Origin of the sequence: Streptacidiphilus carbonis (assembly GCF_000787775.1) — a bacterium.
Classification (GTDB): Bacteria; Actinomycetota; Actinomycetes; order Streptomycetales; family Streptomycetaceae; genus Streptacidiphilus; species Streptacidiphilus carbonis.
Genome location: NZ_BBPM01000009.1, coordinates 1 through 22,632, shown reverse-complemented (window position 1 = coordinate 22,632; position 22,632 = coordinate 1). Strand labels below are relative to the sequence as shown.

20 protein-coding genes and 2 pseudogenes are annotated in these 22,632 nt (G+C 72.0%); 8 read left to right on the top strand and 14 right to left on the bottom strand.

Annotated features, from left to right (window positions below; translation table 11 throughout):
* The coding region (locus tag TR46_RS43055) for a serine/threonine-protein kinase (RefSeq protein ID WP_500800119.1) at positions 1-1,023 on the bottom strand (1,023 nt) is incomplete at its 3' end.
* A gap of 938 nt (positions 1,024-1,961) precedes the next feature.
* On the opposite strand from TR46_RS43055, the gene TR46_RS09290 reads away from it, so the two are divergent.
* Positions 1,962-3,383 (top strand): PucR family transcriptional regulator, encoded by a 1,422-nt coding sequence (locus TR46_RS09290; protein WP_152626370.1) that lies wholly within the window; start codon positions 1,962-1,964, stop codon positions 3,381-3,383.
* Positions 3,384-3,393: 10 nt separating this feature from the next.
* Here TR46_RS09290 and TR46_RS43050 read toward each other — a convergent pair whose 3' ends face one another.
* Positions 3,394-3,549, bottom strand: coding sequence for a DUF8730 family Cys-rich protein (locus TR46_RS43050; RefSeq protein WP_169790639.1), 156 nt, complete (start codon positions 3,547-3,549; stop codon positions 3,394-3,396).
* A gap of 133 nt (positions 3,550-3,682) precedes the next feature.
* Here TR46_RS43050 and TR46_RS09285 point away from each other — a divergent pair, with 133 nt between their 5' ends.
* The 4 genes and pseudogenes from TR46_RS09285 (at position 3,683) to TR46_RS09270 (ending at position 6,943) form a co-directional block, all read left to right on the top strand.
* The gene (locus tag TR46_RS09285; protein WP_042396677.1) at positions 3,683-4,387 is read left to right on the top strand and encodes a TetR family transcriptional regulator; all 705 of its coding nucleotides are present in this window, start codon (positions 3,683-3,685) and stop codon (positions 4,385-4,387) included.
* Positions 4,388-4,436: 49 nt separating this feature from the next.
* A complete protein-coding gene (locus TR46_RS09280) occupies positions 4,437-4,784 on the top strand; it encodes a Zn-ribbon domain-containing OB-fold protein (protein ID WP_052432653.1) in 348 nt (115 codons plus the stop codon).
* A gap of 132 nt (positions 4,785-4,916) precedes the next feature.
* A pseudogene (locus TR46_RS09275) lies at positions 4,917-5,322 on the top strand (SHOCT domain-containing protein).
* A 28-nt stretch (positions 5,323-5,350) separates the two neighbouring features.
* Entirely contained in the window at positions 5,351-6,943 is a 1,593-nt protein-coding gene (locus TR46_RS09270; RefSeq protein ID WP_236655268.1) for a N,N-dimethylformamidase beta subunit family domain-containing protein, read from the top strand.
* Positions 6,944-7,015: 72 nt separating this feature from the next.
* Here the strand turns inward: TR46_RS09270 and TR46_RS09265 are convergent, their stop codons facing one another.
* The 4 genes from TR46_RS09265 to TR46_RS09250 form a co-directional block, all read right to left on the bottom strand.
* Complete coding sequence (locus tag TR46_RS09265; protein WP_084718158.1) at positions 7,016-7,876, bottom strand: SGNH/GDSL hydrolase family protein; 861 nt, start codon at positions 7,874-7,876, stop codon at positions 7,016-7,018.
* Positions 7,877-7,977: 101 nt separating this feature from the next.
* Positions 7,978-9,276, bottom strand: a complete 1,299-nt coding sequence (locus TR46_RS09260) for an SAM-dependent methyltransferase (RefSeq protein WP_042396675.1) — start codon at positions 9,274-9,276, stop codon at positions 7,978-7,980.
* Between the two features lie 146 nt (positions 9,277-9,422).
* Positions 9,423-10,130, bottom strand: coding sequence for a ribonuclease H family protein (locus TR46_RS09255; RefSeq protein WP_042396672.1), 708 nt, complete (start codon positions 10,128-10,130; stop codon positions 9,423-9,425).
* Positions 10,131-10,195: 65 nt separating this feature from the next.
* Positions 10,196-10,885, bottom strand: a complete 690-nt coding sequence (locus TR46_RS09250) for a hemerythrin domain-containing protein (protein WP_042396669.1) — start codon at positions 10,883-10,885, stop codon at positions 10,196-10,198.
* Between the two features lie 104 nt (positions 10,886-10,989).
* Between TR46_RS09250 and TR46_RS09245 the strand changes: the two genes are divergently transcribed.
* A complete protein-coding gene (locus tag TR46_RS09245) occupies positions 10,990-11,499 on the top strand; it encodes a MarR family transcriptional regulator (protein ID WP_042396666.1) in 510 nt (169 codons plus the stop codon).
* Between the two features lie 99 nt (positions 11,500-11,598).
* Here the strand turns inward: TR46_RS09245 and TR46_RS40820 are convergent, their stop codons facing one another.
* Together TR46_RS40820 and TR46_RS09235 are read right to left on the bottom strand one after the other, a co-directional pair.
* The gene (locus TR46_RS40820; protein ID WP_152626369.1) at positions 11,599-12,021 is read right to left on the bottom strand and encodes a hypothetical protein; all 423 of its coding nucleotides are present in this window, start codon (positions 12,019-12,021) and stop codon (positions 11,599-11,601) included.
* Positions 12,022-12,059: 38 nt separating this feature from the next.
* Positions 12,060-12,527: a hypothetical protein gene (locus tag TR46_RS09235; protein ID WP_042396660.1), complete on the bottom strand. Its 468-nt coding sequence runs from the start codon at positions 12,525-12,527 to the stop codon at positions 12,060-12,062.
* A 342-nt stretch (positions 12,528-12,869) separates the two neighbouring features.
* On the opposite strand from TR46_RS09235, the gene TR46_RS09230 reads away from it, so the two are divergent.
* Positions 12,870-13,853: an aldo/keto reductase gene (locus TR46_RS09230; protein ID WP_042396654.1), complete on the top strand. Its 984-nt coding sequence runs from the start codon at positions 12,870-12,872 to the stop codon at positions 13,851-13,853.
* 83 nt (positions 13,854-13,936) lie between these two features.
* Here the strand turns inward: TR46_RS09230 and TR46_RS09225 are convergent, their stop codons facing one another.
* A complete protein-coding gene (locus tag TR46_RS09225) occupies positions 13,937-14,776 on the bottom strand; it encodes a PIG-L family deacetylase (protein ID WP_042396651.1) in 840 nt (279 codons plus the stop codon).
* A 157-nt stretch (positions 14,777-14,933) separates the two neighbouring features.
* On the opposite strand from TR46_RS09225, the gene TR46_RS09220 reads away from it, so the two are divergent.
* On the top strand, positions 14,934-15,293 hold the full coding sequence (locus TR46_RS09220) for a VOC family protein (RefSeq protein WP_042396648.1): 360 nt from the start codon (positions 14,934-14,936) through the stop codon (positions 15,291-15,293).
* A gap of 80 nt (positions 15,294-15,373) precedes the next feature.
* Here TR46_RS09220 and TR46_RS09215 read toward each other — a convergent pair whose 3' ends face one another.
* From TR46_RS09215 to TR46_RS40815, 5 genes and pseudogenes are all read right to left on the bottom strand, one after another.
* Positions 15,374-17,149: a cellulase family glycosylhydrolase gene (locus TR46_RS09215; RefSeq protein ID WP_042396644.1), complete on the bottom strand. Its 1,776-nt coding sequence runs from the start codon at positions 17,147-17,149 to the stop codon at positions 15,374-15,376.
* Between the two features lie 46 nt (positions 17,150-17,195).
* Positions 17,196-19,181 carry a beta-galactosidase gene (locus tag TR46_RS09210; protein WP_042396641.1) on the bottom strand — a complete coding sequence of 662 codons (1,986 nt, stop codon included), beginning with the start codon at positions 19,179-19,181 and terminating at the stop codon, positions 17,196-17,198.
* A 2-nt stretch (positions 19,182-19,183) separates the two neighbouring features.
* Positions 19,184-21,214, bottom strand: coding sequence for a glycoside hydrolase family 31 protein (locus tag TR46_RS09205; RefSeq protein ID WP_042396638.1), 2,031 nt, complete (start codon positions 21,212-21,214; stop codon positions 19,184-19,186).
* Between the two features lie 57 nt (positions 21,215-21,271).
* The gene (locus TR46_RS09200) at positions 21,272-22,285 is read right to left on the bottom strand and encodes a LacI family DNA-binding transcriptional regulator (protein ID WP_042396635.1); all 1,014 of its coding nucleotides are present in this window, start codon (positions 22,283-22,285) and stop codon (positions 21,272-21,274) included.
* Between the two features lie 163 nt (positions 22,286-22,448).
* A pseudogene (locus TR46_RS40815) lies at positions 22,449-22,632 on the bottom strand (carbohydrate ABC transporter permease); the annotation flags it as partial.

Here is a 22,632-nt window from a genome sequence, read left to right as displayed (position 1 = left end):
CGCCTGCCAGCCGCCCGGGGCGGCACTGGCGGAGGCGCTGGGGGTGGGAGCGGTGGAGGTGGGGGCGCCGGGGGCGGAAGCACTGGGGGTGGGAGCGGTGGAGGTGGAAGCGCTGGGGGCGGAAGCGCTGCGGGTCGGAGCGGCGTAGGCCGTGCCGATCGAGGACGGGTGGCTGGGCATTCCGGCCGCCATCGTCGAAGGCACCGACCGGACCGCTCTGGAGTGCTGCCCCACCGTCGTGGCCGCGACGAAGCCGACCACCAGCAGCAGCAGGATCCCGAGCTGCCAGACGGCACGGCGGCGTCGCAACGCCGCCGGCAACTGCGCCGCGACCCGGGCGTTCACCGCCCGCAAGGCCTGGCCCGGCCGACGTCCCCCGCCCCGGCTGGGACGTGCGGGAGCCCGGCGCCGGCTCCAGCCGGCCCGCACCATCTCGGTCAGCCCCGGCGGCGGCTGCCTGTTGTCCGCGACCAGCTCCGCCAGCCGCTCGCGGCCGCGTTCGACCCACCCCGCGTCGAAGGCGCGGGAGGTCACCTTGCCGAAGGCGATGAGCAGGTCGGCGGCGGTCCGTCCGTCACGTGCGTCCGGATCGTTCGCCCGGTCGAGGACCGCACGCAGCTGGTCCGGAACGCCGTCCGCCGCCGTGGTCCCGCGTGTGCCGGGCCGGCCCGGGCCGGACCCGCCCGGGCCGACGCACGCCGCGAACAGCATCGCGACCGCGGCCAGGTCCGCCGCGACCGCGATCTCCCGCGGCGACGCCGTACCGCCCGGCACCGGTGACGGCCCGCCGGCCGAGTCGGGCCGCCGGACCAGTCCGACGTCCACCAGCACGCACACCCCGTCGGCGCCGACCACCACCTGGCTGGGGTGCACACTGCGGTGCGGCACCCCGCGCCCGTGCAGCGCGCTCAGCGCGGACAGCACGTCGGTGACCACCACCGCGGCGGTCTGCCAGTCGAAGCCGCGGGACCGCCGGTCCAGCAGCGCGGAGAGCGGAGTCCCGTCGACGTGCCGGCGGACCACGGCGATGATGCGGCCCGTCGCGCCGACGACGTAGCGCTCCGGCGGGGCGACCCTGGGGTCGTCCAGGGCGGCCAGCGCCGAGGTCTCGGCCGGGTAGGCGCCCTGGAAGCCCGCGTCGGCGGTGAGCCCGACGTCCAGGCACCGGAGGCAGGAGAGCGCCCCGTACTCGTCGCGCAGCAGCTGCGAGGTCCCGGCATCGCGGTCGGATATCCACGGACCGTTCCGGCCGGTGGGACCGGACCGTGCTAATCCGTCCTGCTGCGCCATTCCATTGGTCACGTCGGGCCTCCCACGTCAATTGGTGCTCATCATCATCAACAGAATTGCCGATGTCCAGTACACGACTGCCCCGCGCGGACAGAGCAGGGCCATTCCGGAAGCTGCCATCGAACGGTGTCAACAATTCGCCGGCGCATTCGCACCCGTAGCACAGTCCGGCACACCTGCCGACGGGTGAGCGAAGCCGTCGGGAAATCATCGCCCAGGAGACGAAGTTTTCCCGGGAACGCACCCGGGCCGGCGAATTGGGTCCCGATTCCGCACCGCTGCCTAGACTCCTGCCGTCAGCGCCGGAGCGGACCCCGACGTCCTCGCTCAACGTCCCGCAACGGCGTCCTGCGACAGAGGAGCCCGTGTGCCCTTCGGACAAGGCCGTCGCCGTTCCCGGCAGCCCGGCAACCGACGGAGTCGGACCCCGGCGGCGTCTCCACCGGCGCGTTCGCCGCCGCCACGGCGCCGCCGGGCCTCGCCCCACCGCCAACTCCCTTATCAATTCCTAACGGAGGCGCTACGGACCGTTCCGGACAGATGACTCCCCCTATCCTCGAATCGGCCAGGTAGTCACCCCTAGACCCTCCTGGCCCAACGGCCCCTCGCGGGTGCCACCGGCGCAACTTCCCCGCGCCGGTGGCACCCGCAGGTCCGGCGAAGGAGGTTGCATGTCCACCGCGACTCACCACAGTTCGGGCTTCTCGCCCCAGCGTGCCGCGTCGGCCCGTCCGGCCCGGCCCGCTTCGATACTCGGCCACCGCGACCGGCTGCCCGCACCCCCGGGGCCCGGGAACCAGGGCCCCGCACACCAGGGAGAGGCGCCGCGCACGGTGCCGCACGACGCACCGTGGGTGGCCCTGCCGCCGGGCTTCGCCCGGCTGGTGCGGGGTGAGAACCCGCGGCTGGTGACCGAGATCGTCGAGCAGATATGCCGTCAGATACCGGAGTACGCCCAGCTGTTCGACATGGACTCCGGTGCGGCGCTGCACCGCGCCACGGCCCGGGTGCTGAACCACTTCGCGGACCTGATCGCGGGCGACCGCAGCTCCGGCGCCGCCACCGCCACCGTCCACCGCGCACTGGGGCGCGGTGAGTGCCGGGCCGGCCGCGGTCTGGACCTGCTGCAGGCCGCCTACCGCCTCGCCGCACGGCTGGTCTGGCGCAGGTACGCCATGGTCGCTCGGCACACCGGGGTCTCGATGGGGACCCTGGCCCTGCTCGCCGAGGTGATCTTCGCCTACGCCGACCAGATCGTGGTCGCCGCGACCGCCGGCTACGCCCAGGCCCAGGCCGACGAGCCGGGCACGCAGCGCTATCTCCGCCAGAAGCTGCTGAAGTCACTGCTGGCGGGCGAACCCGCCTACCTGGTGGCCGAGGCCGCGCGGGCGGCCGGATGGCGGCTGCCGAACACGCTCTCGGCGGTGGTGCTGCTGCGGCCGGGGGCCTCCGACCCCCTGTCCGACCGCGCCCCCCTCGGTGCCGCCGGCACGGCCGAGCTGCGGCGCCGTCCCGATGTGCTGGCCCAGTTGGAGGGTCCCGAGCCGTTCCTCCTCCTTCCGGAGCCGCACGCCCCGGGCGCCCGGGAACGGCTGGCCCGGCTGCTCGGGGACCAACCCGCGGTGGTCGGCCCCTCGGTGCCCTGGACCGATGCCGCCGAGTCGCTCCGCTGGGCCCGCACCGTCGCCGAGCGGCAACCCGGGACCGTGCTCGCCAACACCGCCGGACCCACCTACTGCGACGAGGACCTGACGGCGGTGCTGCTCCTCGGCGACCAGGCACTGGTCGGCCTGGTCAGCGAGCGCCGCCTGGCCCCGCTGGGCAGTCTCACCCCCAACCGCCGGCACCACCTGGAGGCGACCCTGCTGGCCTGGCTGGAGGCCAGCAGCGGCAGCGCCCCCGAGGTCGCGGCCAGCCTCGGGCTGCACCCGCAGACGGTGCGCCAGCGGATGCGCCGCCTGGAGAAGCTGTTCGGCGGCGCACTGACGGACCCGCGCACGCGGTTCGAGATCGATCTGGCATTACGCGGCCGCCTGCTCAAGGAGGCAGAGGCGGCACGCACCGCCGACCTTCCCGCCGACGGGCCGCGGTAGCCGCGAGCGCTCAGCCCCGCCCGAAGAACCACCATCCGCGCCGCTGCTCCGGCTCGCAGGAGCAGCGCTGCGCGGCCGGGAGTCCGCCCAGCACCTGGTCGACATGGTTGCCGCAGCCCGCGTAGGTGTACTTGCCGCACCGTGAACAGGTGACGCGTCGGCACATGAGGGGGTCTCCTTGCTGAGGGTGACGATCTGCGGTCCAGCATACCCCTGGGGGTAATTCTCACCACCACATTCAGTTCCCCTGCCACAGGACACTCAGTACCCTCCCGCCGCGCCGATGCTACGTTGCGTGCATGACCGAGCCACGCCCGACGAAGCCGCCCATGCGGGACGCGCTCGTCGCCGCCGCGTTCCAGCTGTTCCTGGAGCGCGGCTTCGAGCAGACCACCGTGGACGACATCGTCGCGCTCGCGGGGGTCGGCCGGCGCTCCTTCTTCCGCTACTTCCCCTCCAAGGAGGACGTGGTCTTCCCCGACCACGAACGCTGCCTGGCCGACATGGCCGCGTTCCTCGACAGCGGCGCCGACTCCGACGACCCGGTCGTCCGGGTCTGCGACGCCGCCCGGCTGGTCCTGCGGATGTACGCGGAGAACCCGGCGTTCTCGGTCCAGCGCTACCGGCTCACCAAACAGGTCCCGGCCCTGCGCACCTACGAGCTCTCGGTGGTCCGGCGCTACGAGCGCGGGCTCGCCGCATATCTGCGCGGGCGCTACGCGGACCTGCCGGACGGCACGGTACGGGCCGACGTCATCGCCGCCGCCGTGGTCGCCGCCCACAACAACGCCCTGCGCTCCTGGCTGCGCGGCGACGGCAGCGACGACCCGGTCGCGCTCACCGACCGCACCCTCGGCCTGGTGCTGGAGACCTGGGGCGGCAGCCCGGCCGGCAACGGCCCGACCGAGGACGTCGTGGTGGTCATCACCCGACGCAGCACCCCGATGTGGCGTGTGGTCAAGGACGTGGAGTCGGCGTTCCGGTACGGCAACGGCAGGCAATAAGGCACTGAGTGCCTTTACAGCGGGGCACCAAGTGCCATAAATTGAGAGAGTGAACCCACCCACACTGACCGTGCCTGCCACCGCGGACGAGGCGGGACTCGACTACCAGCGCTGCCGCTGGTGCGGCACCCCCTCGTACCGCCGCCTGCTCTGCCCCACCTGCGCCTCCCCCGACCTCGCCGATGCCCGCTCCGAGGGCATCGGCATCGTGACCCGCCCTCCGCAGAGCTCCCAGTCGGAGGCTGTGGTGCAGCTGCTCGAGGGCTTCACCGTCCAGGGCCGCGTCATCGGAGCCCTCAACGGCGCCGTCCACCCCGGCGCCGCCGTACGCCTCTGCCTGCACCCCGAGGAGATGGCCTTCCGCCTCTGCCCCGTCGGCGAGGGACCGCGCGGCTGACGGCATCCGACTGACAGCGACCAACTGACGACCATGCGGATGCTCCGGGCATGCGCCGGGTGATTTGCGGTGATATGACTGATTTTCAGGCGTCACTGCCTCGCCCGGGCGAGCCGACCAGCAGGAGCTGAGATGTCGAACTATCCGCTGCTCAACGTGTTCTGGACCATGCTGGAGTTCTTCCTCTGGATCCTGTGGTTCTTCCTGCTGTTCAAGATCATCACCGACCTGTTCCGCAGCCACGACCTGAGCGGCTGGGCCAAGGCCGGCTGGATCCTGCTGGTGATCGTGCTGCCCTTCCTCGGCGTGCTGCTCTACGTGATCATCCGGGGCCGCTCCATGGCCGAGCGCGACCGCGACCAGGCCCGGCAGGCCGACGCCGCGTTCAAGCAGTACGTCCGCCAGGCCGCCTCGCCCCCGGGGGGCCGAGGCCGGGGCAAGCCGCGTGGACGAGTTGACCCGCCTCGCCGACCTCAAGGCCTCCGGGGCGCTCACCGAGGACGAGTTCCGCAAAGCCAAGGACAAGCTGCTCGCCTGACGGGTCGGCGAACCGACAGAATGGCCTTGTGATCAACGAGATCGACGAGATCGACGACGGATCAGGCGGCGGACCAGGCGGCCCCGGGCGCAGGGCCGTGGTGCTGGCCGCAGCCGGTGCCGCCGGCGCCGCGCTGGGCCTGAGCGCCTGCGACAGCGGGGGCGGCAGCGCCTCCCGCCCGAGGGCGGACGCGGAACCGAGCGGGGCCGGGTCGCCGACCCCGGCCGGTTCCGCCGTGCACCGGGAGAACGCACTGCCCGGGAGCCCCGACTGGCGGATCACCGGCACCGGTCCCGAGGAAGCCGTCCAGGGCTACACCGACAAGGTCAGCGTGCTGCCGGGCGAGTCCTTCGCGCTGCATGTGTCCACCACCGCGCCCGGGTTCACCGTCTCGGCGTACCGGGTCGGCTGGTACGGCGGCGCCCAGGCCCGACTGGTCTGGCGCTCCGGCCGCCGACCCGGCCGGCTCCAGCCCGCACCGGCGGTGGAGGGAAGCACCCGGACCGTCAGGGCCCACTGGGAGCCCGGTCTCAGCGTGCGCACCGACGGCTGGCCGGCCGGGGCGTACCTGCTGCGGCTCGACGCCGAGAACCACGGTCAGCGCTACGTCCCGCTGATCGTCCGCTCCGCCTCCGCCGAGGGCCGGACGCTGCTGATGCACGGCGCGGCGACCTGGCAGGCCTACAACACCTGGGGCGGCTACAGCCTCTACCAGGGGCCGTCCGGCAGCTACTCCTCACGCGCCCTCGCAGTCTCCTTCGACCGGCCCTACCCCGACAGCGGGGCGGAGAAGTTCCTGGTCTACGAGCGCGCCCTGGTGGTGCTGGCCGAGCGCCTGGGCATCCCGCTGGCCTACACCACGGGCATCGACGTGCACACCGGTCCGGGCATCCTGCGCGGTGCGACCGCGCTGCTCTCACTCGGCCACGACGAGTACTGGAGTCCGCAGCAGCGGGCGGCGGTAACCCGGGCCCGCGACGCCGGCAGCAACATCGCCTTCCTGGGCGCCAACACCTGCTTCCGCCGGGTGCGCTTCGAGGACGGCGGCCGCACGGTCGTCTGCTACAAGACCGACTACCGGGCCGACCCGGCCTATCAGCAGAACCGTCCGCTCACCACCACCGACTTCCGCTTCGGCCCGGCGGCCGACCCGGAGTCCTCGCTGACCGGTGTGCTCTACGAGGGCTACCCGACCGACGCGCCCTATGTGGTCCACGCCGCCGACCACTGGCTCTTCGCCGGCACCGGGGTCCAGGCCGGGCACTCCTTCGCGCACCTGGTCGGGGTCGAGTACGACCGGGTCACCCCCGGCTCGCCCACCCCGCAGCCGATCGAGGTGCTGGCCCACTCGCCGCTGGAGTGCAACGGCAGCAGCAGCCACAGCGACAGCGCCTACTACACCGTGAAGGGCGGCGCCGGCGTCTTCGCCAGCGGCACCATGCGCTGGGTCGAGGGCCTGATGGCCGGCGGCCGGGACGACGGCGGGGACCACGGCATGGACGCCCGCACCGGACGCTTCGTCACCACCGTGACCGAGAACCTGCTGCGTGCCTTCGCGCAGGGCCCGGCGGCGGTCCACCGCCCGGCCCCGCGCGACAACCTGGCCGAGGTCTACGCCTGACGGCGCGGGTCCCGGCCGTCATGACGGCGCGTCACGACGGACCATGACGACGGCGCACCGGCCGACGGCCCGTCAGCCGACGTACACCGGGGCGGCCGGCCGGTCCGGTTCGCGCTGCGCATCCTCGCCCGGCCAGACGCCCAGCGCCGTGCACATGGTCGGCAGCAGGGTCATCGCGGCGGCCAGATAGCCCTGGTCGGACGGGTGGTAGCGGTCCGAGGCGAACATCTCCGGGCGGCTGGCGAACTCCGGGCCGAGCAGCGCGCCGAGCAGCACGCTGTGCCCGCCGGCCTCGGTGACGGCCCGGTCCTGCGCCGCCGCCAACCGGTGGCTGGCCAGCCGCGCCACCCAGCGCAGCGGCAGCAGGATGCCGCCGACCGCCCCCAGGTCCGGGCAGGTCCCCACGACGACCTGGGTCCCGATCCCGCGCAGCCGCCGGACGATGTCCCCGAGAGCCGCGGCCGCGTCCCTGGGCCTGACCCCCTGGGCGACGTCATTGGCCCCCACCATGATCAGTGCGATGTCCGGGGACGGCTCCCGCTCCAGGACCAGCCCCAACTGCCGCTCCAGATCCGCGGAGGGCGCCCCGTTGGCGGCGGCCACGGTGAGCCGCACCGGCCGTTCGGCGGTGGCGGCGATCCCCCCGGCGAGCAGGACGGCCGGCGTCCGGTCGGCATGGTCCACTCCGAAGCCGGCCGCCGTGGAGTCCCCCAGCACGACCAGGCCCAGCGGCGCCGCGCCCTCGCTCGCGAGCTCCCGCCCGTAGCAGCCGTCCGCGGGCAGTGGATCGCCCTGCAGGACGTCCAGCTTCACCGCGGCGATCTTCGCCTCGGCGAGCAGCAGCCCGGCGACCCCGGCGCCGAGCAGACCGATGCCCCCTCCGCCGTAAGCCGCCGCTGTCACCACCCGCCGTGCCACTCGTTCACGCGACATCAGCGACCCCCAACCCCGTCACTTTTTTACTTGTACGGACCACCCACGTGGGGATACCCCGGCGCGCGCGGCGCCAACCGAGAGCTGTCGACCATCTGTCATCAACCGGCCCAGGAGCCGCGCAGCAGCGGCATGCCGGAGGCTCCGCCCGCCGCGGTGCGTACCGCCAGCACCTGGTTCACCCCGATGCTGTTCGTTTCGAAGGCCAGCGCCGAGGCAGCCATGTAGAGCCGCCAGATCCGGGCGCGGCCCGGCGAGACCAGCGCGATGGCCTCCCGCCAGTGCGACTCCAGGTTGCCGACCCAGGCACGCAGCGTCAGCGCGTAGTGCTCGCGCAGCGAGTGCATGTCCCGCACCTCGAAGCCGGCCCCCTCCAGGGCCGAGACGGTGCTGCCGATCGGGGCCAGCTCGCCGTCGGGGAAGACGTAGCGGTCGATGAACTCGTCGACCGCGTAGACCGACTCGTCCGCCAGCGGCCGTCGGGCGATCTGGTGGTTGAGCAGCCGTCCGCCCGGCCTGAGCAGCCCGAACAGCTGCTCCGCATAGGTCCGGTAGGCCTGCGACCCGACGTGCTCGGCCATGCCGACCGAGGAGACGGCGTCGAAGGGGCCGTCCTCGATCCGGCGGTAGTCCTGGACCCTGATCTCCACCCGGTCCGTCAGACCGGCGTCCACCACCCGCTTGCGGGCCAGGTCGGCCTGCTCGGTGGAGATGGTCACCCCCACCGCGTCCACGCCGTAGTGCTCGGCGGCGTGCAGCACCAGCGAGCCCCAGCCGCAGCCGACGTCCAGCAGCCGCTGGCCGGGCCGCAGGTCGAGCTTGCGGCAGATCAGGTCGAGTTTGGCGGCCTGCGCCTGCTCCAGCGTGGCGTCCGGGCTCGGCCAGTAGGCGCAGGAGTAGACGAACGACGGGCCGAGCACCAGGGAGTAGAAGTCGTTGCCGACGTCGTAGTGGTGGCTGATCGCCTCGCGGTCGCGCCGCAGGGTGTGCCGTACGCCGTTCCTGCGCGGCACCTCCTCCCTGGGCGGCGCCGGCGGCAGGCCCGGTCCGGCCAGCACCAGGGCGTCCAGGGCCAGCCGCAGCCGGCGCGCGTCGGGCAGCGAGCGCCGACCGCGGGCCGGCTCGGTGTTCCCGCCCTGCCAGACGACCGGCGCCAGCCGCGCCAGCGCCTCGTACAGGTCGCCCTCGACGGCGATGTCCCCGGCCACCCAGGCGCGGGCCAGCCCCAGCTCGCCCGGCTTCCAGATCAGCCGGTGGAGCGCACGGCGGCTGCGGAACGCCAGGGTGGGCGCATCGGCCGGACCGGTCTCGCTGCCGTCCCAGGCCCGGATCCGCAGGGGCAGTGGCCCGTCCAGCACTTCGCCGAGCACAGCGGCGAGCCGTTCTGCTGCCTGAGCCATGGAAACCTCCTCCAAGTCAGCACACAGCGACGAACCCGCCTCGCATGGTGGGGAGCCCGCCACCGAATCCAAGGGCACCATACACACACGTTGCCATATACATCTAGTTTCCGGCGTCCATCGGCGTCTACCCCAGCGCTCCCTGCTCAGGCCTCGGCAGCGGCGGCGCAGCCGGGGTGGCCCCACCCGGTGCCGACCCTGCCGATCTGGTCGCCCTTGGCATAGGAACGCCCGCACGGACAGGTGCCCGGGTAGCGCGCGGCGAGGGTGCGCGAGCGGCCCCCGGCGGGCTTGGTGCCGGCCGGCTTGGCCACAGCCGCCGCTCCTGTCGACGGACGCTTGCTGCGCGCGGCCCCGCCGCGGACCGGATCCGGCACCGGGAGGTCGGCGGCGGTTCCGCCGGCTGCCTGCTGGAGCCGGGCGGCGTCGCTCGCCGCCTTGTCGGCGATCGCGTTCAGCGGGTCGCCGTCCACCTGGTGCGCCGGCACGTAGACGAAGCTGACGTCGCGGCCCTGCAGCAGCTCGTCGATCCTCTGGATCAGCTCGCGGTTGGCCACCGGCTTGCCCCCGGCGTTCTTCCAGCCGTTGCGCTTCCAGTTGGCCAGCCACTTGGTCACCGCATCGCGGGTGTAGGTGCTGTCGAGCCGGACCTCCAGCGGGACGGCCGGGTCGGTTGCGGTCAACAGCTGTTCCAGCGCGGTTAGTTCACCGATGTTGTTGGTGCTGTGGCCGAGCGGCCCGGCCTGCCAGCGCTGCGGCGCGCCCGTGCTGTCGGCGACCACGAAGGCCCAGCCGGCCGGCCCCGGGTTTCCCTTGGCTGCTCCGTCGCACGCCGCGACGACTCGTTCGATCATGCACCCATGATGTCAGGCCCCCGTCCGCTGCCGCCGCCCGCCGTGCGCGGGCGGCATGCCGCCCGTCAGCTCCCCCAGTAGTCCCGTCGGCGGTAACGCCCGGCCAGGAAGAGCCGGTTGACCACCGCGACCGGGGCCGGCATCGCGGCCAGGAAGGCGCGGCGGTCCTCGGCTCCGATGCCGTCCAGGATCCAGGGGATGTAGCCGGCCGCGCCCCTGGGGCCCTGCGCACGGGCCATGCCGCCGCGGAAGGCGGCCCAGTCCTTGGGCGTGAGCACCTCCTGGATCAGCGGAAGGGCGCTCTGCTCCTCGTGCCGCATATGGGCGCCGAGGACGTCGGCGAGTTCACGCACCCGCTCCGGCAGGTCGGCCGGCGGCCGGTCGCCCGTGCCTGCGCCGCTGCCGCTACTGCTGCCGGACAGCGCGTGGTCGACCGCTTCGAGCAGCGGGCCCAGCCGGGCGTGCTCCTCCTCCATCTCCCGCATCAGGGCGAGATCGGCCGGGCGGTGGGCCACCGCCCGCTCCACCCGCGGCCACAGTTCGGCGTCCTCGACGGTGTGGTGGACGTGCAGCTGGTGCTGGAAGTTCTCCCAGCCGGCCCGCACCCCGGCGGTGACCGCCCGGCCCTCGGCGGTGGCCGCCGCCAGCCGGGACAGGTCGCGCCGGAAGGCGTCATGGGTGGCGTACATGACGGTGAAGTCGATGGCGCCGGATGCTGCGGTGCGGTCTGCGGTGCGCTGCTGCGGAACGGTCATGTCGGTACCCCTCGCTCAACGGTCCGGTCGGCGTGGAAGGGTGCGGCCCGCTCCCGGCGGGTAGCATGTCCTCCGCAAGCCATACGGTACGAGAAAGATAACATATGAGTTCCGTACTATCGGATGACGGTCCCGGCCCCGAGGACAGCGGTGCTGCCCGGCGGCGGCGCCGCTCCACGACCGCGATCAGGGAGTCGTTGCGCGAGCTGAGCATCCAGCTCTCCTTGCTCAACCACCAGGTCGGCGCCCGGCTCGGGATCAAGGACGCCGATCTGGACTGCCTGGACCTGATCTCCCGTCACGGCCCGCTGAGCCCCAGCTCCCTGGCCCGGCTGGCCGGGGTGCACCCGGCGACGCTGACCGGGGTCCTGGACCGCCTGGAGCGCGGCGGCTGGGTGACCAGGGAGCGCGATCCGGCCGACCGCCGTGCGGTCCAGGTGCGGACGCTGCGTGAACGGGCCGCCGAGGTGATCCAGCTCTACGCCGGGATGAACAGCGCCATGGAGCAGATCTGCGCCGGCTACGACGAGGCCGAACTCGACGTGCTCGCCGACTTCCTGCGGCGCACCGCGCAGGCCGGCCATGGCGCCACCGAGGAGCTCGCGGCCCGCTGACCGCGGGATGCGACACCGTGCGGGCATGCCGCTGTGCGGGAGGGGGCGCCCCCTCCCGCACAGTGCGTACAGGTCCTGCTTCCGCCCTTGCCGCTACCGCTACTGGTGCGGGGCCCGGTAGACCGCGAGGCGCCAGTGGACGCCGGCCGGGGCGGCTATCGCCACCGCCGCGTCCGTGGAGCGCAACTGCCCGCGGCTGTTGTAGATGGCCCCGGGACTCCCGTCACAGGTGTCCACCCCGAGCAGCAGCCGACCGGACTTGTCCGACGCGTGCAGCGAGCCCTTTCCCAGGCAGCTGACTGCGACGACGAAATCCCCGGCCGTCCCGATGCCCTGCACCGGTAGCGTTGAATTCCCGTTCCCCTGGGTATTCAGCAGCAGTTCTCCTTCGGAAATGGAGACGCCGTATTGCTGCGGATCCACCGGGGAGGTCGGCGCCGGCGTTGCCGAGCCGGTCGCTTTCGGAGTCGGCGCCGCGGACGGCGCCTGCTTCGCGGAGGAGCATCCCGCCAGCGCGATCACTGCCGCCGCGAGGATCCCTGCAGCGGCCGGCCCGGGCCTCAACTGGTGTGCCAGAAGGTCGGCACGTGGTACGGGAAGGTCGCGGTCCCCTGACGGCTGATGTGGTAGACGCAGTTGCCGCCGGTGGAGCCGTACTCCCAGTGCATGCGCTTCTCGTCGGCGCCGGCGTGCAGGTAGCCGACGGCGGTGTTGCTGGGGACCTTCCAGGTCGCGGAGTAGGTGACCGACGTGGTGATGGCCTTGGCCAGCGAGGCGCTGACCGACTCCTTGGCGCTGGCGAAGATCGCCGACTCCTCGGTGGTGACGGTGCCGGTGATCGTGCCGGTGACCGTCTTGCCCGAGGTCAGCGCGATGCCGATGGTCTCGTCGCTGGTGCCCTCCACACTGCTGACCATGTCGTGGTAAGTGTGGGTGACCGCGCTGAAGGAGTAGCCGGGGTCGGGCGGGCAGCCGTCCGGGTGGACGGTGGAGGCCATGGCCGTCCCGGAGACCCCGGTGACGCCCATGAAAATCAGCGTTGACGCGCCGAGAACGGCAGCAACGCGCTTTGCGTTACGCATGTGTTTCCCCCATCGCGGAATTGAATCCGCCGAATCGTGGTGATCGCGGTTTCGATCGCCGAGCGCAATCCTGGGGCGGTTGCCCTCACCATGTCAAGCGATTCCAAACCGAATTGATAACCTCAAGGGAAGCTCAAGAAAAGGGCTCCTCAAGAAACCTCGGATCCAGCTCTGGCAATCGAGAACCCCGCCATTCGGGGGGTGTGGATCCCGGCGCCCTGTGTCAGCCTGTGCACCGGTCGGGAGCGCCCAGCGGGGGCGTCCGCCGGCGCGTCATAGGATGCGGACATGGACGATCGCGTGCTTGGCAGGACCGGTAGGAAAGTCTCCGTCGTGGGTCTGGGGACCTGGCAGCTCGGCGCCGACTGGGGTGCCGTGCGCGAGCAGGACGCCTTCGAGGTGCTGGACGCCGCCGTGGCCGAGGGAGTGGACTTCTTCGACACCGCCGACGTGTACGGGGACGGCCGCAGCGAGCAGCTGATCGGCCGCTACCTGCGCGAGCGGCCCGACAGCGGGGTGTTCGTCGCCACCAAGATGGGCCGCCGGGCCGAACAGCTCCCGGAGAACTACGTCCTGGACAACTTCCGCGCCTGGAACGACCGTTCGCGCCGCAATCTGGGCGTGGACCGGCTCGACCTGGTGCAGCTGCACTGCCCGCCCAGCGCCGTCTACACCGACGAAGCGGTCTTCGACGCGCTGGACACCCTGGTGGCCGAGCAGCGGATCGCCGCCTACGGCGTCAGCGTGGAGACCTGCGACCAGGCCCTCGCGGCGATCGCCCGCCCCGGCACGGCCAGTGTGCAGATCATCCTCAACCCGTTCCGGCTGAAGCCGCTGGAGCAGGTGCTGCCCTTCGCCGAGCAGGCCGGGGTGGGCATCATCGCCCGGGTCCCGCTGGCCTCCGGGCTGCTGACCGGGCGTTACACGCGGTCCACCGTCTTCAGCGCCGACGACCACCGCAGCTACAACCGCCACGGCGAGGCCTTCGACCAGGGCGAGACCTTCTCCGGCGTCGACTTCGAGACCGGGATCGAGGCCGCCGCCGCGTTCGCGGCGCTGGCACCGGAGGGCGCCACCCCGGCGCAGACCGCGCTGCGCTGGATCATCCAGCAGCCGGGCGTCACCAGCGTCATCCCCGGTGCCCGCAACGCGGCCCAGGCCCGTGCCAACGCCGGGGCCGCCGCGCTGCCGCCGCTGACCGGCCCGACCCTGGACGCGATCCGCGACCTCTACGACAGCCGCATCCGCGCCCAGGTGCACCACCGCTGGTAGCCGGACACCACGCAGAAAGGGTGGCCGCCCCCGCGGGGGCGGCCACCCTTCTGCTTCGGTGCGGTCTGCTTGCGTCGGTGAGGTCAGCGCAGCCCGGCGAAGAGGTCGTCCTCGTGCTCCGGCGTCGGCACGTCGCTGAACTGCCGGACGAAGGCCTCCTGGCCGAACGCCCGCTGCTGGCCCTCCTCGGACAGCCGCAGCATGAAGATGTTCTCCCCCTGGCTGGCGTGCGCCTCCAGGGCCTTGCGCTTGCGCTCGACATACTGGGAGACGCCCACCACCGTGGTGATCTCCTCGTCCGAGTTGCCGAAGTCGTCCGGCAGCTCGAAGTCCCCCATCTCGGCGGCGGCACCCGTGGCCCGCAGATAGTCGAACATCTCCACGATCCGGGTCCGCGAGATGGCGGTGTAGTAGAACTTCGCCGGAATTCCGGTCCCCCGCTCCTCCCGCAGCGTCCTGATCGCGGCCATGGTGATCAGATGGGCCTGGATGTGGTCCGGATGGCCGTAGGCGCCGTTCTCGTCGTAGGTGACGACGACGTCCGGGCGGTAGCGCTCCATCAGCTCGGCCAGCCGCCCGGCCGACTCCTCCAGCGGAATGTTGGCGAACGCCTCGGGGCGCTGGTTGGCCTCCCAGCCCACCATGCCCGAGTCGCTGTAACCGAGCAGTTCCACGTCGGAGATGCCCAGGTGCGCGACCGACTCCTTCAGCTCCTCCAGCCGGGTCTCCCGCACCCGGGCCTCGTCGTGGCCGGGCTCCCCGGGCTTGATCCCGCCGGGTCCGTCTCCCTGCTCACCGTTGGTACAGGTGACCAGTACCGTGCGGATGCCCTCGGCTGCGGCGGCTGCCAGCACTCCGCCGGTGGAGAGCACCTCGTCGTCGGGATGGGCGTGAACGGCCATCAGCGTCAGTTGACGATCCATGGGAATGCAGACCTCCGAAGGGAACGGTTTCCGGCGCCCCACCCTATGCGTTCACCGAGGGGGCCCAACGGTCAGCTTTGGAGAAGCCGCGGCGACCGCTCTCCTCCTAGCGTTGTCCTCAACAGCACGACGACGACAAAATTCCGAGGAGCACACCATGGCCCCGAGCACCACCACCGGCGTGAGCACGATCATCTACCCCGTCAAGGACCTGGCCGCGGCCAAGGCCCTGTTCACCGCGCTGCTGGGGACCGAGCCGGCCCAGGACGCGCCGTACTACGTCGGCTTCGAGGTCGGCGGACAGACCTTCGGGCTGAACCCCCACGGCCACGCCAGCGGCATGACCGGCCCGGTGGGCTACTTCGACGTCGAGGACATCAAGGCGTCGCTGCAGGCGCTGGTCGAGGCCGGTGCCACGGTCCAGCAGGACGTGCAGGACGTCGGCGGCGGCAAGCTCATCGCGACCGTCCTGGACGCCGACGGCAACCCGATCGGCCTCGCCCAGAACCCCTCCTGAGAGTCGACAGGACAGCCTGCGACCCGGTGGCCGTACTCCGGCCACCGGGTCGCTTGCCGTGCTGATCGGCGCGGCTCGGCTCAGCCAGTGGTGCCCGTGACCGAGGTGCCGCTCCTGGTCACCGTGTAGGCCACGGTGCTGCCGCTCCAGAAGTGGAAGGTCAGCGTCACCGGCGAGCCGTCGGTGAGGGCGTTGAGGAAGTCGGACGTCAGCGTGATCGCGCTGTTGGGGTAGTCCGGGGAGAAGGTGCTGTTGAACTGCTGGAAGGAGGTCCAGGTGGCGGTGCCGGCATCGCTGCCGTCGGCGTACCTGGCCTCCATGGTCGCCAGCCGGTCGCCCCGGAACCCGGTGGGGACGGCGAACGAGCTGGTGGTCCCGGTGGCTGCGGCCAGGACCGGGGTGTCATAGCTGGTCACGTTGATCGTCCAGGGGACGCCCTGGGAGAAACGGGCCTGCACGGTCGCGTCGACCCCGTAGCCGCGGTCGCCGGCCAGTCGGGTGAGGGCGGCCGCCGTGAGCGTGAGCCGGTCGCCCGAGACCGTGTAGTCCCTGCCCTGGACCAGCCGGGTCCTGCCCTGCCACAGCCCCCGGAACGCGGTGCCGTTCAGGTTCAGGGTGACCGTCTGCGGTGTGACCGGACCGGACTTCGGCAGATACACCGTGTCCGTGGACGCCGTCCCCGAACGGGTGGTCCAGCTGGACTTGATCTGGTCGATCAGGGCCGGGTCGCGCCACTGCAGGGTGCTGCGGTTCAGCAAGGAGAAGGGGTCCCACAGGGCGGTGGTCACCCCGTTGGTCCGCGCCTCGTAGCCGAGCTGCTCGAAGTACTTCAGCGCCTCGCCCTGCTCCACCACGGCGGGGTGGGTGTAGTCGGGGTAGCTCAGCAGCCCGTACTCGCCGAGGTAGACCGGGATGCCCTTGGCGACGAAGTTGTCGTGCATCAGCGTGAAGGCGTTGACCATGTCCTGCTGCGAGGTGGACTCGTAGGTGGTGTAGCCGGCGATGTTCACACTGAACGGCCAGAAGCCGTAGTAGTGCACCGTGGCCACCAGGTTCGCGTCGTGCAGCGAACCGATCTCGGTGGACAGGTCGTCCATCAGGGTCTGGCTGGGGGTACTGCCCAGGGTCGGCAGCACCAGCAGGCGGGTGGCGTTGCAGCCGCCGGAGGCGCGCACGATGGTGTGGAACGAGGTGTTCAGCTCGTCCAGCATCTGGGTCTTCTGTGCGGCGGTGGCGTTGTTGAACTGCGGCTCGTTGATGCTCTCGAAGAGCAGCCTGCGGGACTCGTTCCTGAACTCGGCGGCGATCTGGGTCCAGATGGCGTCGAACCGGGCGAGCACCGCGTCGTGCTCGGTGGTCATGTCGGCGATCCACTGCCAGGAGTCGTGGTGGACGTTGAGGTCGACATAGAGACCGTCGGAGATCGCCCAGTCGACCACCTGCTTGACCCGGCTCATGAACGCCGGATCGATGGTGTACGGGGCGGTGGCGGACTGGTGGCCGCTCCAGGTGACGGGTATCCGCACACTGCGGAAGCCCTGGGCCCGGAGGGTGTCGAACAGGGCCTTGGTGACCGGCGGGTTGCCCCAGGACGTTTCGTCCGGGATGGCGTCCAGGGTGTTGCCCAGGTTCCAGCTGGGCTGCATCGCCGCCGCCGCGGCCATCGCGCCGCCACCGGCCGCAGCCGCCGGCTGCGCCGGGACCGGGACCTGGTCCGCCGGCCGCGCGGAGGCGCCGAACGCGGCGCCGTTGGCCAGCGTGCAGGCGGCGAGCAGCGCCAGCAGCAGGCTGAGCACGCGGCCGGGACCACGGCCGCGGTGGCGCGGCGGCCGCGCGGTCCGCCGGGTTTCGTTCATGTCTCATCCCTTTCGGTCGGGGTGTACTCGAACCGGTCGACGCTCGTCACCGGTCCACCTCCCGCAGCACGGCGCAGCCGCCGGCGGCCAGCGTGTCCAGCCGGCCTCCCGTGAGCAGGTCGTCGGCGGGTTCGGGCAGCGGCACGGCCGTGTCGCCGTGGTTGAGCAGGATGTGCCAACGGCGGCCGTCCGGCGCCTGCCGGCGGACGGCTTCGACCTCGCTCGGCAGCCCCGGCAGTTCGGGGCCGACCCCCACCTCGTCCAGCAGTCGGCCGACCAGCGCGGCGTAGTCGGCGTCGTCCAGCCGCGTCGACAGGTACCAGCCCTGCCCGGCGCCGAGGCTGTTGCGGGTCAGCGCGGGGCTGCCGGCCAGCATGCCGCCGGTGTAGGCGGCGAGTTGCTCGGCGCCCTCCAGCCGCAGCGCCTCGCTCCAGGCGGTGGCGTGCGAGCCGTCGGACAGGGTGACCCGCTCGCCGCGGCCCAGCGGCCGGTACTCCTCGACGCGGATGCCCAGCGCTTCACGCAGCGGCGCGGCCGGGTAGCCGCCGAGCCGGGCCTGCATGCGCTCGTCGACATATCCGGCGGCGTGCTGGACCAGCAGGGTTCCGCCGCCCTCGACATAGCGGCGCAGACCGGCCGCGCCGGCGTCGGAGAGCAGGAACAGCGCCGGGGCGACCACCAGCCGGTAGCCGGCCAGGTCCTGCTCGGGGTGGGCGAAGTCGACGGTGACCCCGGCGTCCCACAGCGCCCGGTGCGCGCCGCGCAGGGTCGCGTGGTAGTCCAGCTCCGTCGTGGGCAGGCCCTCGACGTCCAGCGCCCACCAGGCGTCGGCGTCGTGCACCACCGCGACCTGCGCGCTGACCGTCGATCCGGCCAGCTCGCCGAGTCGGCCGACGGCCGCGCCGACCGCGCTGACCTCGCGGAATATCCGGCTGTCGGCCCCCGCGTGCGGAACCATGGCCGAGTGCCACTGCTCGGCCCCGGCCCGGGACTGCCGCCACTGGAAGAACAGCGCACCCTCCGACCCGCGCGCGACATGGCCCAGGCTGTGCCGCAGGATCTCGCCCGGCTCCTTGCCCAGGGTCCGGTCGCCGCTGTAGACGGTGCTGGTGCCCTGCTCCATCAGCAGCCAGGGGCGGCCTCCGCCGAAGGAGCGGGCCCGGTCGGCGCCGAAGGCGGTGTCCGCGGCGGCGCCCCGGCCCGGCGCATCCGGGTAGTGGTCGATGGCCACCACGTCGACCTCGCGGCCGAAGGCCCACAGGTCCAGGTTCTGGTAGCCGGGCAGCATCAGATTGGTGGTGACCGGCAGGTCGCTGTGGGCGCGGATCGCGTCCCGCTGCTCCCGGTAGGCGCTCAGCGCCAGGTCCGACCAGAAGCGGCGGAAGTCCAGCGCCTGGCCGGGGTTGCGGTGCCACTGGGTGGCCCGCGGCGGCAGCACCTGCTCCCAGGCGCCGTAGTGCTGGCTCCAGAAGGCGGTGCCCCAGGCCGAGTTGAGGGCCTCCAGCGAACCGTGGCGGTCCCGCAGCCAGTCCCGGAAGGCCGCGGCCGTGTGGTCGCACCAGCACACCGTGGCGTACTCGTTGTGGACGTGCCACAGGGCCAGGGCCGGGTGCGTGCCGTAGCGCTCGGCCAGCGCGGCGGCGATCCGGCGCGCGGCCTCCCGGTAGGCGGGGGCGGCCAGGCAGTAGGTGTCCCGGCTGCCGTGCACCAGCCGGGTGCCGTCGGGGGTGACCGGCATGGCGTCCGGGTGGGCCAGGGTGAACCACGGGGGCGGGGAGGCGGTGGGGGTGGCCAGGTCCACGGCGACGCCGTTGGCGTGCAGCCGGTCCAGGTGGGCGTCCAGCCAGCCGAAGTCGTAGCGGCCCTCCTCCGGTTCCAGCAGGGCCCAGGAGAAGACCCCGACCGTAGCCAGGTTCACCCCGGCCTGACGCATCAACAGGTCGTCCTCCTTCCAGACCTGTTGGTCCCACTGCTCGGGGTTGTAGTCCCCGCCGAAGGCCAGTCCGCCCAGCCGGTCGGTGATCCGACGCATCGTCAGGCCTCCACGACGGGCAGCTGCGCGCCGTCGCGCAGGAACAGCGGGATGCGCTCCAGCGGGGCGTCGGCGGTCACCGTGGAGCCGCCCTGGTGCACCGTCCCGGTCCAGGCGCAGGTCCACTCCGCGCCTGCGGGCAGGTAGACCTCGCGGGAGCGGGCCCCCGCCTCGGTGACCGGGGCGACCAGCAGGTCGGGGCCGAGCAGGAAGGAGTCGTCGGCGGTCCAACTGGGGCCGTCCTGCGGGAACTCCAGGAACAGCGGCCGCATCGGCGGGACGCCGGTCCCGGCCGCCGTCCGCATCTGCTCCATGACGTAGGGGCGCAGCCGCTCGCGCAGGTGCAGATAGGACGCCAGGATCGGGTACGCCTCCTCGCCGTACGACCAGACCTCGTTGGCCAGGCCGGTCATGGCCGGTTCGAGCTTCTGCTCGGAGCCGCGGAAGCCGTGCAGCCGGAACAGCGGGCAGAAGGCCCCGTACTGGAACCAGCGCACCAGCACCTCGCGGTAGGCGGGGTCCTCCGGGTCGCCGCCGTGGAAGCCGCCGATGTCCGTGGTCCACCAGGGGATGCCGGACAGCGCGACATTGAGCCCGGCCTTGATCTGGGTGCGCAGCGAGGCGAAGTCGGTGCCGATGTCGCCGGACCACAGCGCCGCGCCGTAGCGCTGGGCGCCGGCCCAGGAGGAGCGGTTGAGCGAGACCACCTCGGTCTCCCCCGCCGCGTGCATCCCGTCGTGGATCATCCGGGCGTTCTCGCGCGGGTAGAGGTTGCCGACCTCGAGCCCGGGACCGGCCGAATACCGCAGGTTCCCCTGGAAGTTGGGCTTGAGCTCGGGCTCGCAGGCGTCCAGCCAGAACACCTTGATGCCGTGGTCGAGGTAGTTCTCCCTGATCCGGTCCCAGACGAAGGCGCGCCCGGCCGGGTTGGTGGAGTCGTAGAAGGCGACCTGCGCCGAGTACGCGCCCAGGCCCTTGTCGGGCCAGTCGGCGTGGGCCACCGGGCCGTACTCGGTGTTGATGAACAGGCCCTGGTCCAGCATGGTGTGGTAGTTCTCGCTGACCGGGCTGACCGAGGGCCAGACCGAGACCATCAGCTTGACCCCCAGCTCGTCGAGCTCGCGCACCATGGCGGCCGGGTCGGGCCACTCGGCCGGGTCGAACTTCCACTCGCCCAGGTGGGTCCAGTGGAAGAAGTCGGAGACGATCACGTCCAGCGGCAGTCCGCGCCGCTTGTACTCGCGGGCCACCTCCAGCAGCTCCTCCTGGGTGCGGTAGCGCAGCTTGCACTGCCAGAAGCCGGCCGCCCACTCGGGCAGCACCGGGGTGTGCCCGGTGGCGTCGGCGTAGCGGGCCAGCACCTCGGCCGGCCGGCCGGCCGTCACCCAGTAGTCGATCTGGCGGGCGCTGTCGGCGACCCAGCGGGTGCCGGTCTCGGCGAGCTCGACCCGGCCGATGGCGGGCGAGTTCCACAGCATCCCGTAGCCCCGGTCGGAGACCAGCAGCGGGACGGTGACCTCGGCGTTGCGCTGCACCAGGTCGATCACGGCGCCCTTCTGGTCCAGCATCCCGTGGGTGTGCTGGCCCAGGCCGAACAGCTTCTCCCCGGCGTGGGGCCGGAAGCGCTGCTCGATGCGGTGGTAGCCATTGCCGGTGGCGGTGTAGAGGCGGGCTCCGGGCCACCAGAAGTGGGCCGGCTCCTCGGCCAGCAGCTCGCTGCCGTCCTCGGTCCGAGTGAAGGTCAACTGCCCGGCAGTAGGCAGCAGTTCAGGGGTCGTCTTGCCCTCGGTGAAGGCGTCGATCCGGACCGTGACCGCACCGTTGACCAGAGTGGCGCTGTGTTCGGAGACCACGATCAGCGGCTTGGCCCCGGCCGGCGGATCGTCGAGCAGCGCGCCGGGCAGGTCCTCCAGCAGCGGGCCGCCGGGCGTGGCCCGGACCCGCACCGAGTCGGGCCCCCAGGCCTCGACGCGCAGGGTCTCGCCCTTTGCGCGCCATTCCAGGGCATGGCCCAGGTCATGGAAGTGCTGCATGAGGTGCATCTCCGATGCGGTGAAGGGTGAAGTGGCATGCCAGGGAATGACTTGCTGTCAGATCTGTTGCGGGGCAGGCCCGGTGCTCTCCCTGACGGTGAGCACCGGGGTCAGCAGGGTCACCTCGTCGGGCTGGTCGCCGTCGAACCGCTGCATCAGCAGTTCGACCGCGCGCCGGCCCAGTTCCTGGGCCGGACCGGTGACGGCGGTGAGCCTGGGCGAGTACTGCTCGGCCAGCGGCTCCGGGCACAGGGCGATGACCGAGGCGTCCTCGGGGACGATCCGCCCCGCGGTGCGCAGCAGGCTCATCAGCGGGCCGATGGCGCCTTCGTTCTGGACCACGAACCCGGTGGTGGCCGGGCGGTCGGCGAGGATCCGGGAGAAGGCGCCGGCGGTGCTCTCGTAGGTCCCCTCGCAGGGACGGTGCAGGATCCGCAGGCCGCGTTCGGCGGCCCGGTCGCGGAAGCCGGCCAGGGTGCGCTCGGCGTAGCCGGCGTGCCGCTGGTAGACGCCCGAGCCGTAGCCGATGAAGGCGACGTCGCGGTGGCCCAGGTCGGCCAGGTGGTCGGCGCAGCTGGCACCGGCTGCGAAGAAGTCGTGGTCGACGCAGGACAGCCCGGTGGGGTCGTCCGGCAGGCCGATCAGCGCGGCGTGGGTGTTCAGCGCCCGGAGCACCGGGATCCGCTCGTCCTCCAGTTCGACGTCCATCAGGATCACCCCGTCGGCCAGGCCGCTGGCGGCGACCCGGCGGACCCCCTCCGGACCCTCGTCATTGGTGATCAGCAGCACGTCGTACCCGTACTGACGGGCCGCCATGGTCACCGAGATGGCGATCTCCATCATGATCGGGACGTAGACGTCGGTACGCAGCGGCACCACCAGGGCGATGATGTGCGAACGCTTTCCCGCGAGCGCGCGGGCCCCGGCGTTGGGGTGGTAGCCGAGCTCGCTGATGGCCTGTTCGACCCGCTGCCGGGTGGCCCCCGAGATCGTGCGCTTGCCGCTGATGACGTAGCTCACGGTGCTCGACGAGACGCCTGCGTGTCTGGCCACTTCGGCGAGTGTCACCATGATGGAGCTCTCCCTCGAGTCGTACTGTGCGTATGGTTCCTGCAGCGTAGTGACTGGTTGTCAGCTGTGTGCCGATGTCGTGCGGGTGCGGGACCGGCCCCGTCGTACAGCTGGGGAGGGGTACGCGGGGCCGGTCCAGTCCTCGGCGGGCGCAGCCGGAGCCTCAGCCCTTGACCGCGCCGGTGAGCACACCGGTCCTGAAGTGCTTCTGCATGAACGGGTAGACCATCAGGATGGGCACCAGGGTCAGCACCACCACGGCCATCTGCAGCGACAGCGGCGCGGTCTGCGCGTGCCCGGTGCCGAAGCCGTTGTTGACCGAGCCGGGCATGTTCATCCCCTGCGCC

Excerpts from the sequence above, each read along its gene's own strand:
- TR46_RS09250 (WP_042396669.1), bottom strand. The coding sequence starts at position 10,885 with ATGACCGTTCCGCAGCAGCGCACCGCAGACCGCACCGCAGCATCCGGC.
- TR46_RS09220 (WP_042396648.1), top strand. The coding sequence starts at position 14,934 with ATGGCCCCGAGCACCACCACCGGCGTGAGCACGATCATCTACCCCGTC.
- TR46_RS09210 (WP_042396641.1), bottom strand. The coding sequence starts at position 19,181 with ATGCGTCGGATCACCGACCGGCTGGGCGGACTGGCCTTCGGCGGGGAC.
- TR46_RS09285 (WP_042396677.1), top strand. The coding sequence starts at position 3,683 with ATGACCGAGCCACGCCCGACGAAGCCGCCCATGCGGGACGCGCTCGTC.
- TR46_RS09205 (WP_042396638.1), bottom strand. The coding sequence starts at position 21,214 with ATGCAGCACTTCCATGACCTGGGCCATGCCCTGGAATGGCGCGCAAAG.
- TR46_RS09245 (WP_042396666.1), top strand. The coding sequence starts at position 10,990 with ATGAGTTCCGTACTATCGGATGACGGTCCCGGCCCCGAGGACAGCGGT.
- TR46_RS09255 (WP_042396672.1), bottom strand. The coding sequence starts at position 10,130 with ATGATCGAACGAGTCGTCGCGGCGTGCGACGGAGCAGCCAAGGGAAAC.
- TR46_RS09260 (WP_042396675.1), bottom strand. The coding sequence starts at position 9,276 with ATGGCTCAGGCAGCAGAACGGCTCGCCGCTGTGCTCGGCGAAGTGCTG.
- TR46_RS43050 (WP_169790639.1), bottom strand. The coding sequence starts at position 3,549 with ATGTGCCGACGCGTCACCTGTTCACGGTGCGGCAAGTACACCTACGCG.
- TR46_RS09225 (WP_042396651.1), bottom strand. The coding sequence starts at position 14,776 with ATGGATCGTCAACTGACGCTGATGGCCGTTCACGCCCATCCCGACGAC.
- TR46_RS09235 (WP_042396660.1), bottom strand. The coding sequence starts at position 12,527 with ATGGGCGTCACCGGGGTCTCCGGGACGGCCATGGCCTCCACCGTCCAC.
- TR46_RS09230 (WP_042396654.1), top strand. The coding sequence starts at position 12,870 with ATGGACGATCGCGTGCTTGGCAGGACCGGTAGGAAAGTCTCCGTCGTG.
- TR46_RS09200 (WP_042396635.1), bottom strand. The coding sequence starts at position 22,285 with ATGGTGACACTCGCCGAAGTGGCCAGACACGCAGGCGTCTCGTCGAGC.
- TR46_RS09265 (WP_084718158.1), bottom strand. The coding sequence starts at position 7,876 with ATGTCGCGTGAACGAGTGGCACGGCGGGTGGTGACAGCGGCGGCTTAC.
- TR46_RS09215 (WP_042396644.1), bottom strand. The coding sequence starts at position 17,149 with ATGAACGAAACCCGGCGGACCGCGCGGCCGCCGCGCCACCGCGGCCGT.
- TR46_RS09290 (WP_152626370.1), top strand. The coding sequence starts at position 1,962 with ATGTCCACCGCGACTCACCACAGTTCGGGCTTCTCGCCCCAGCGTGCC.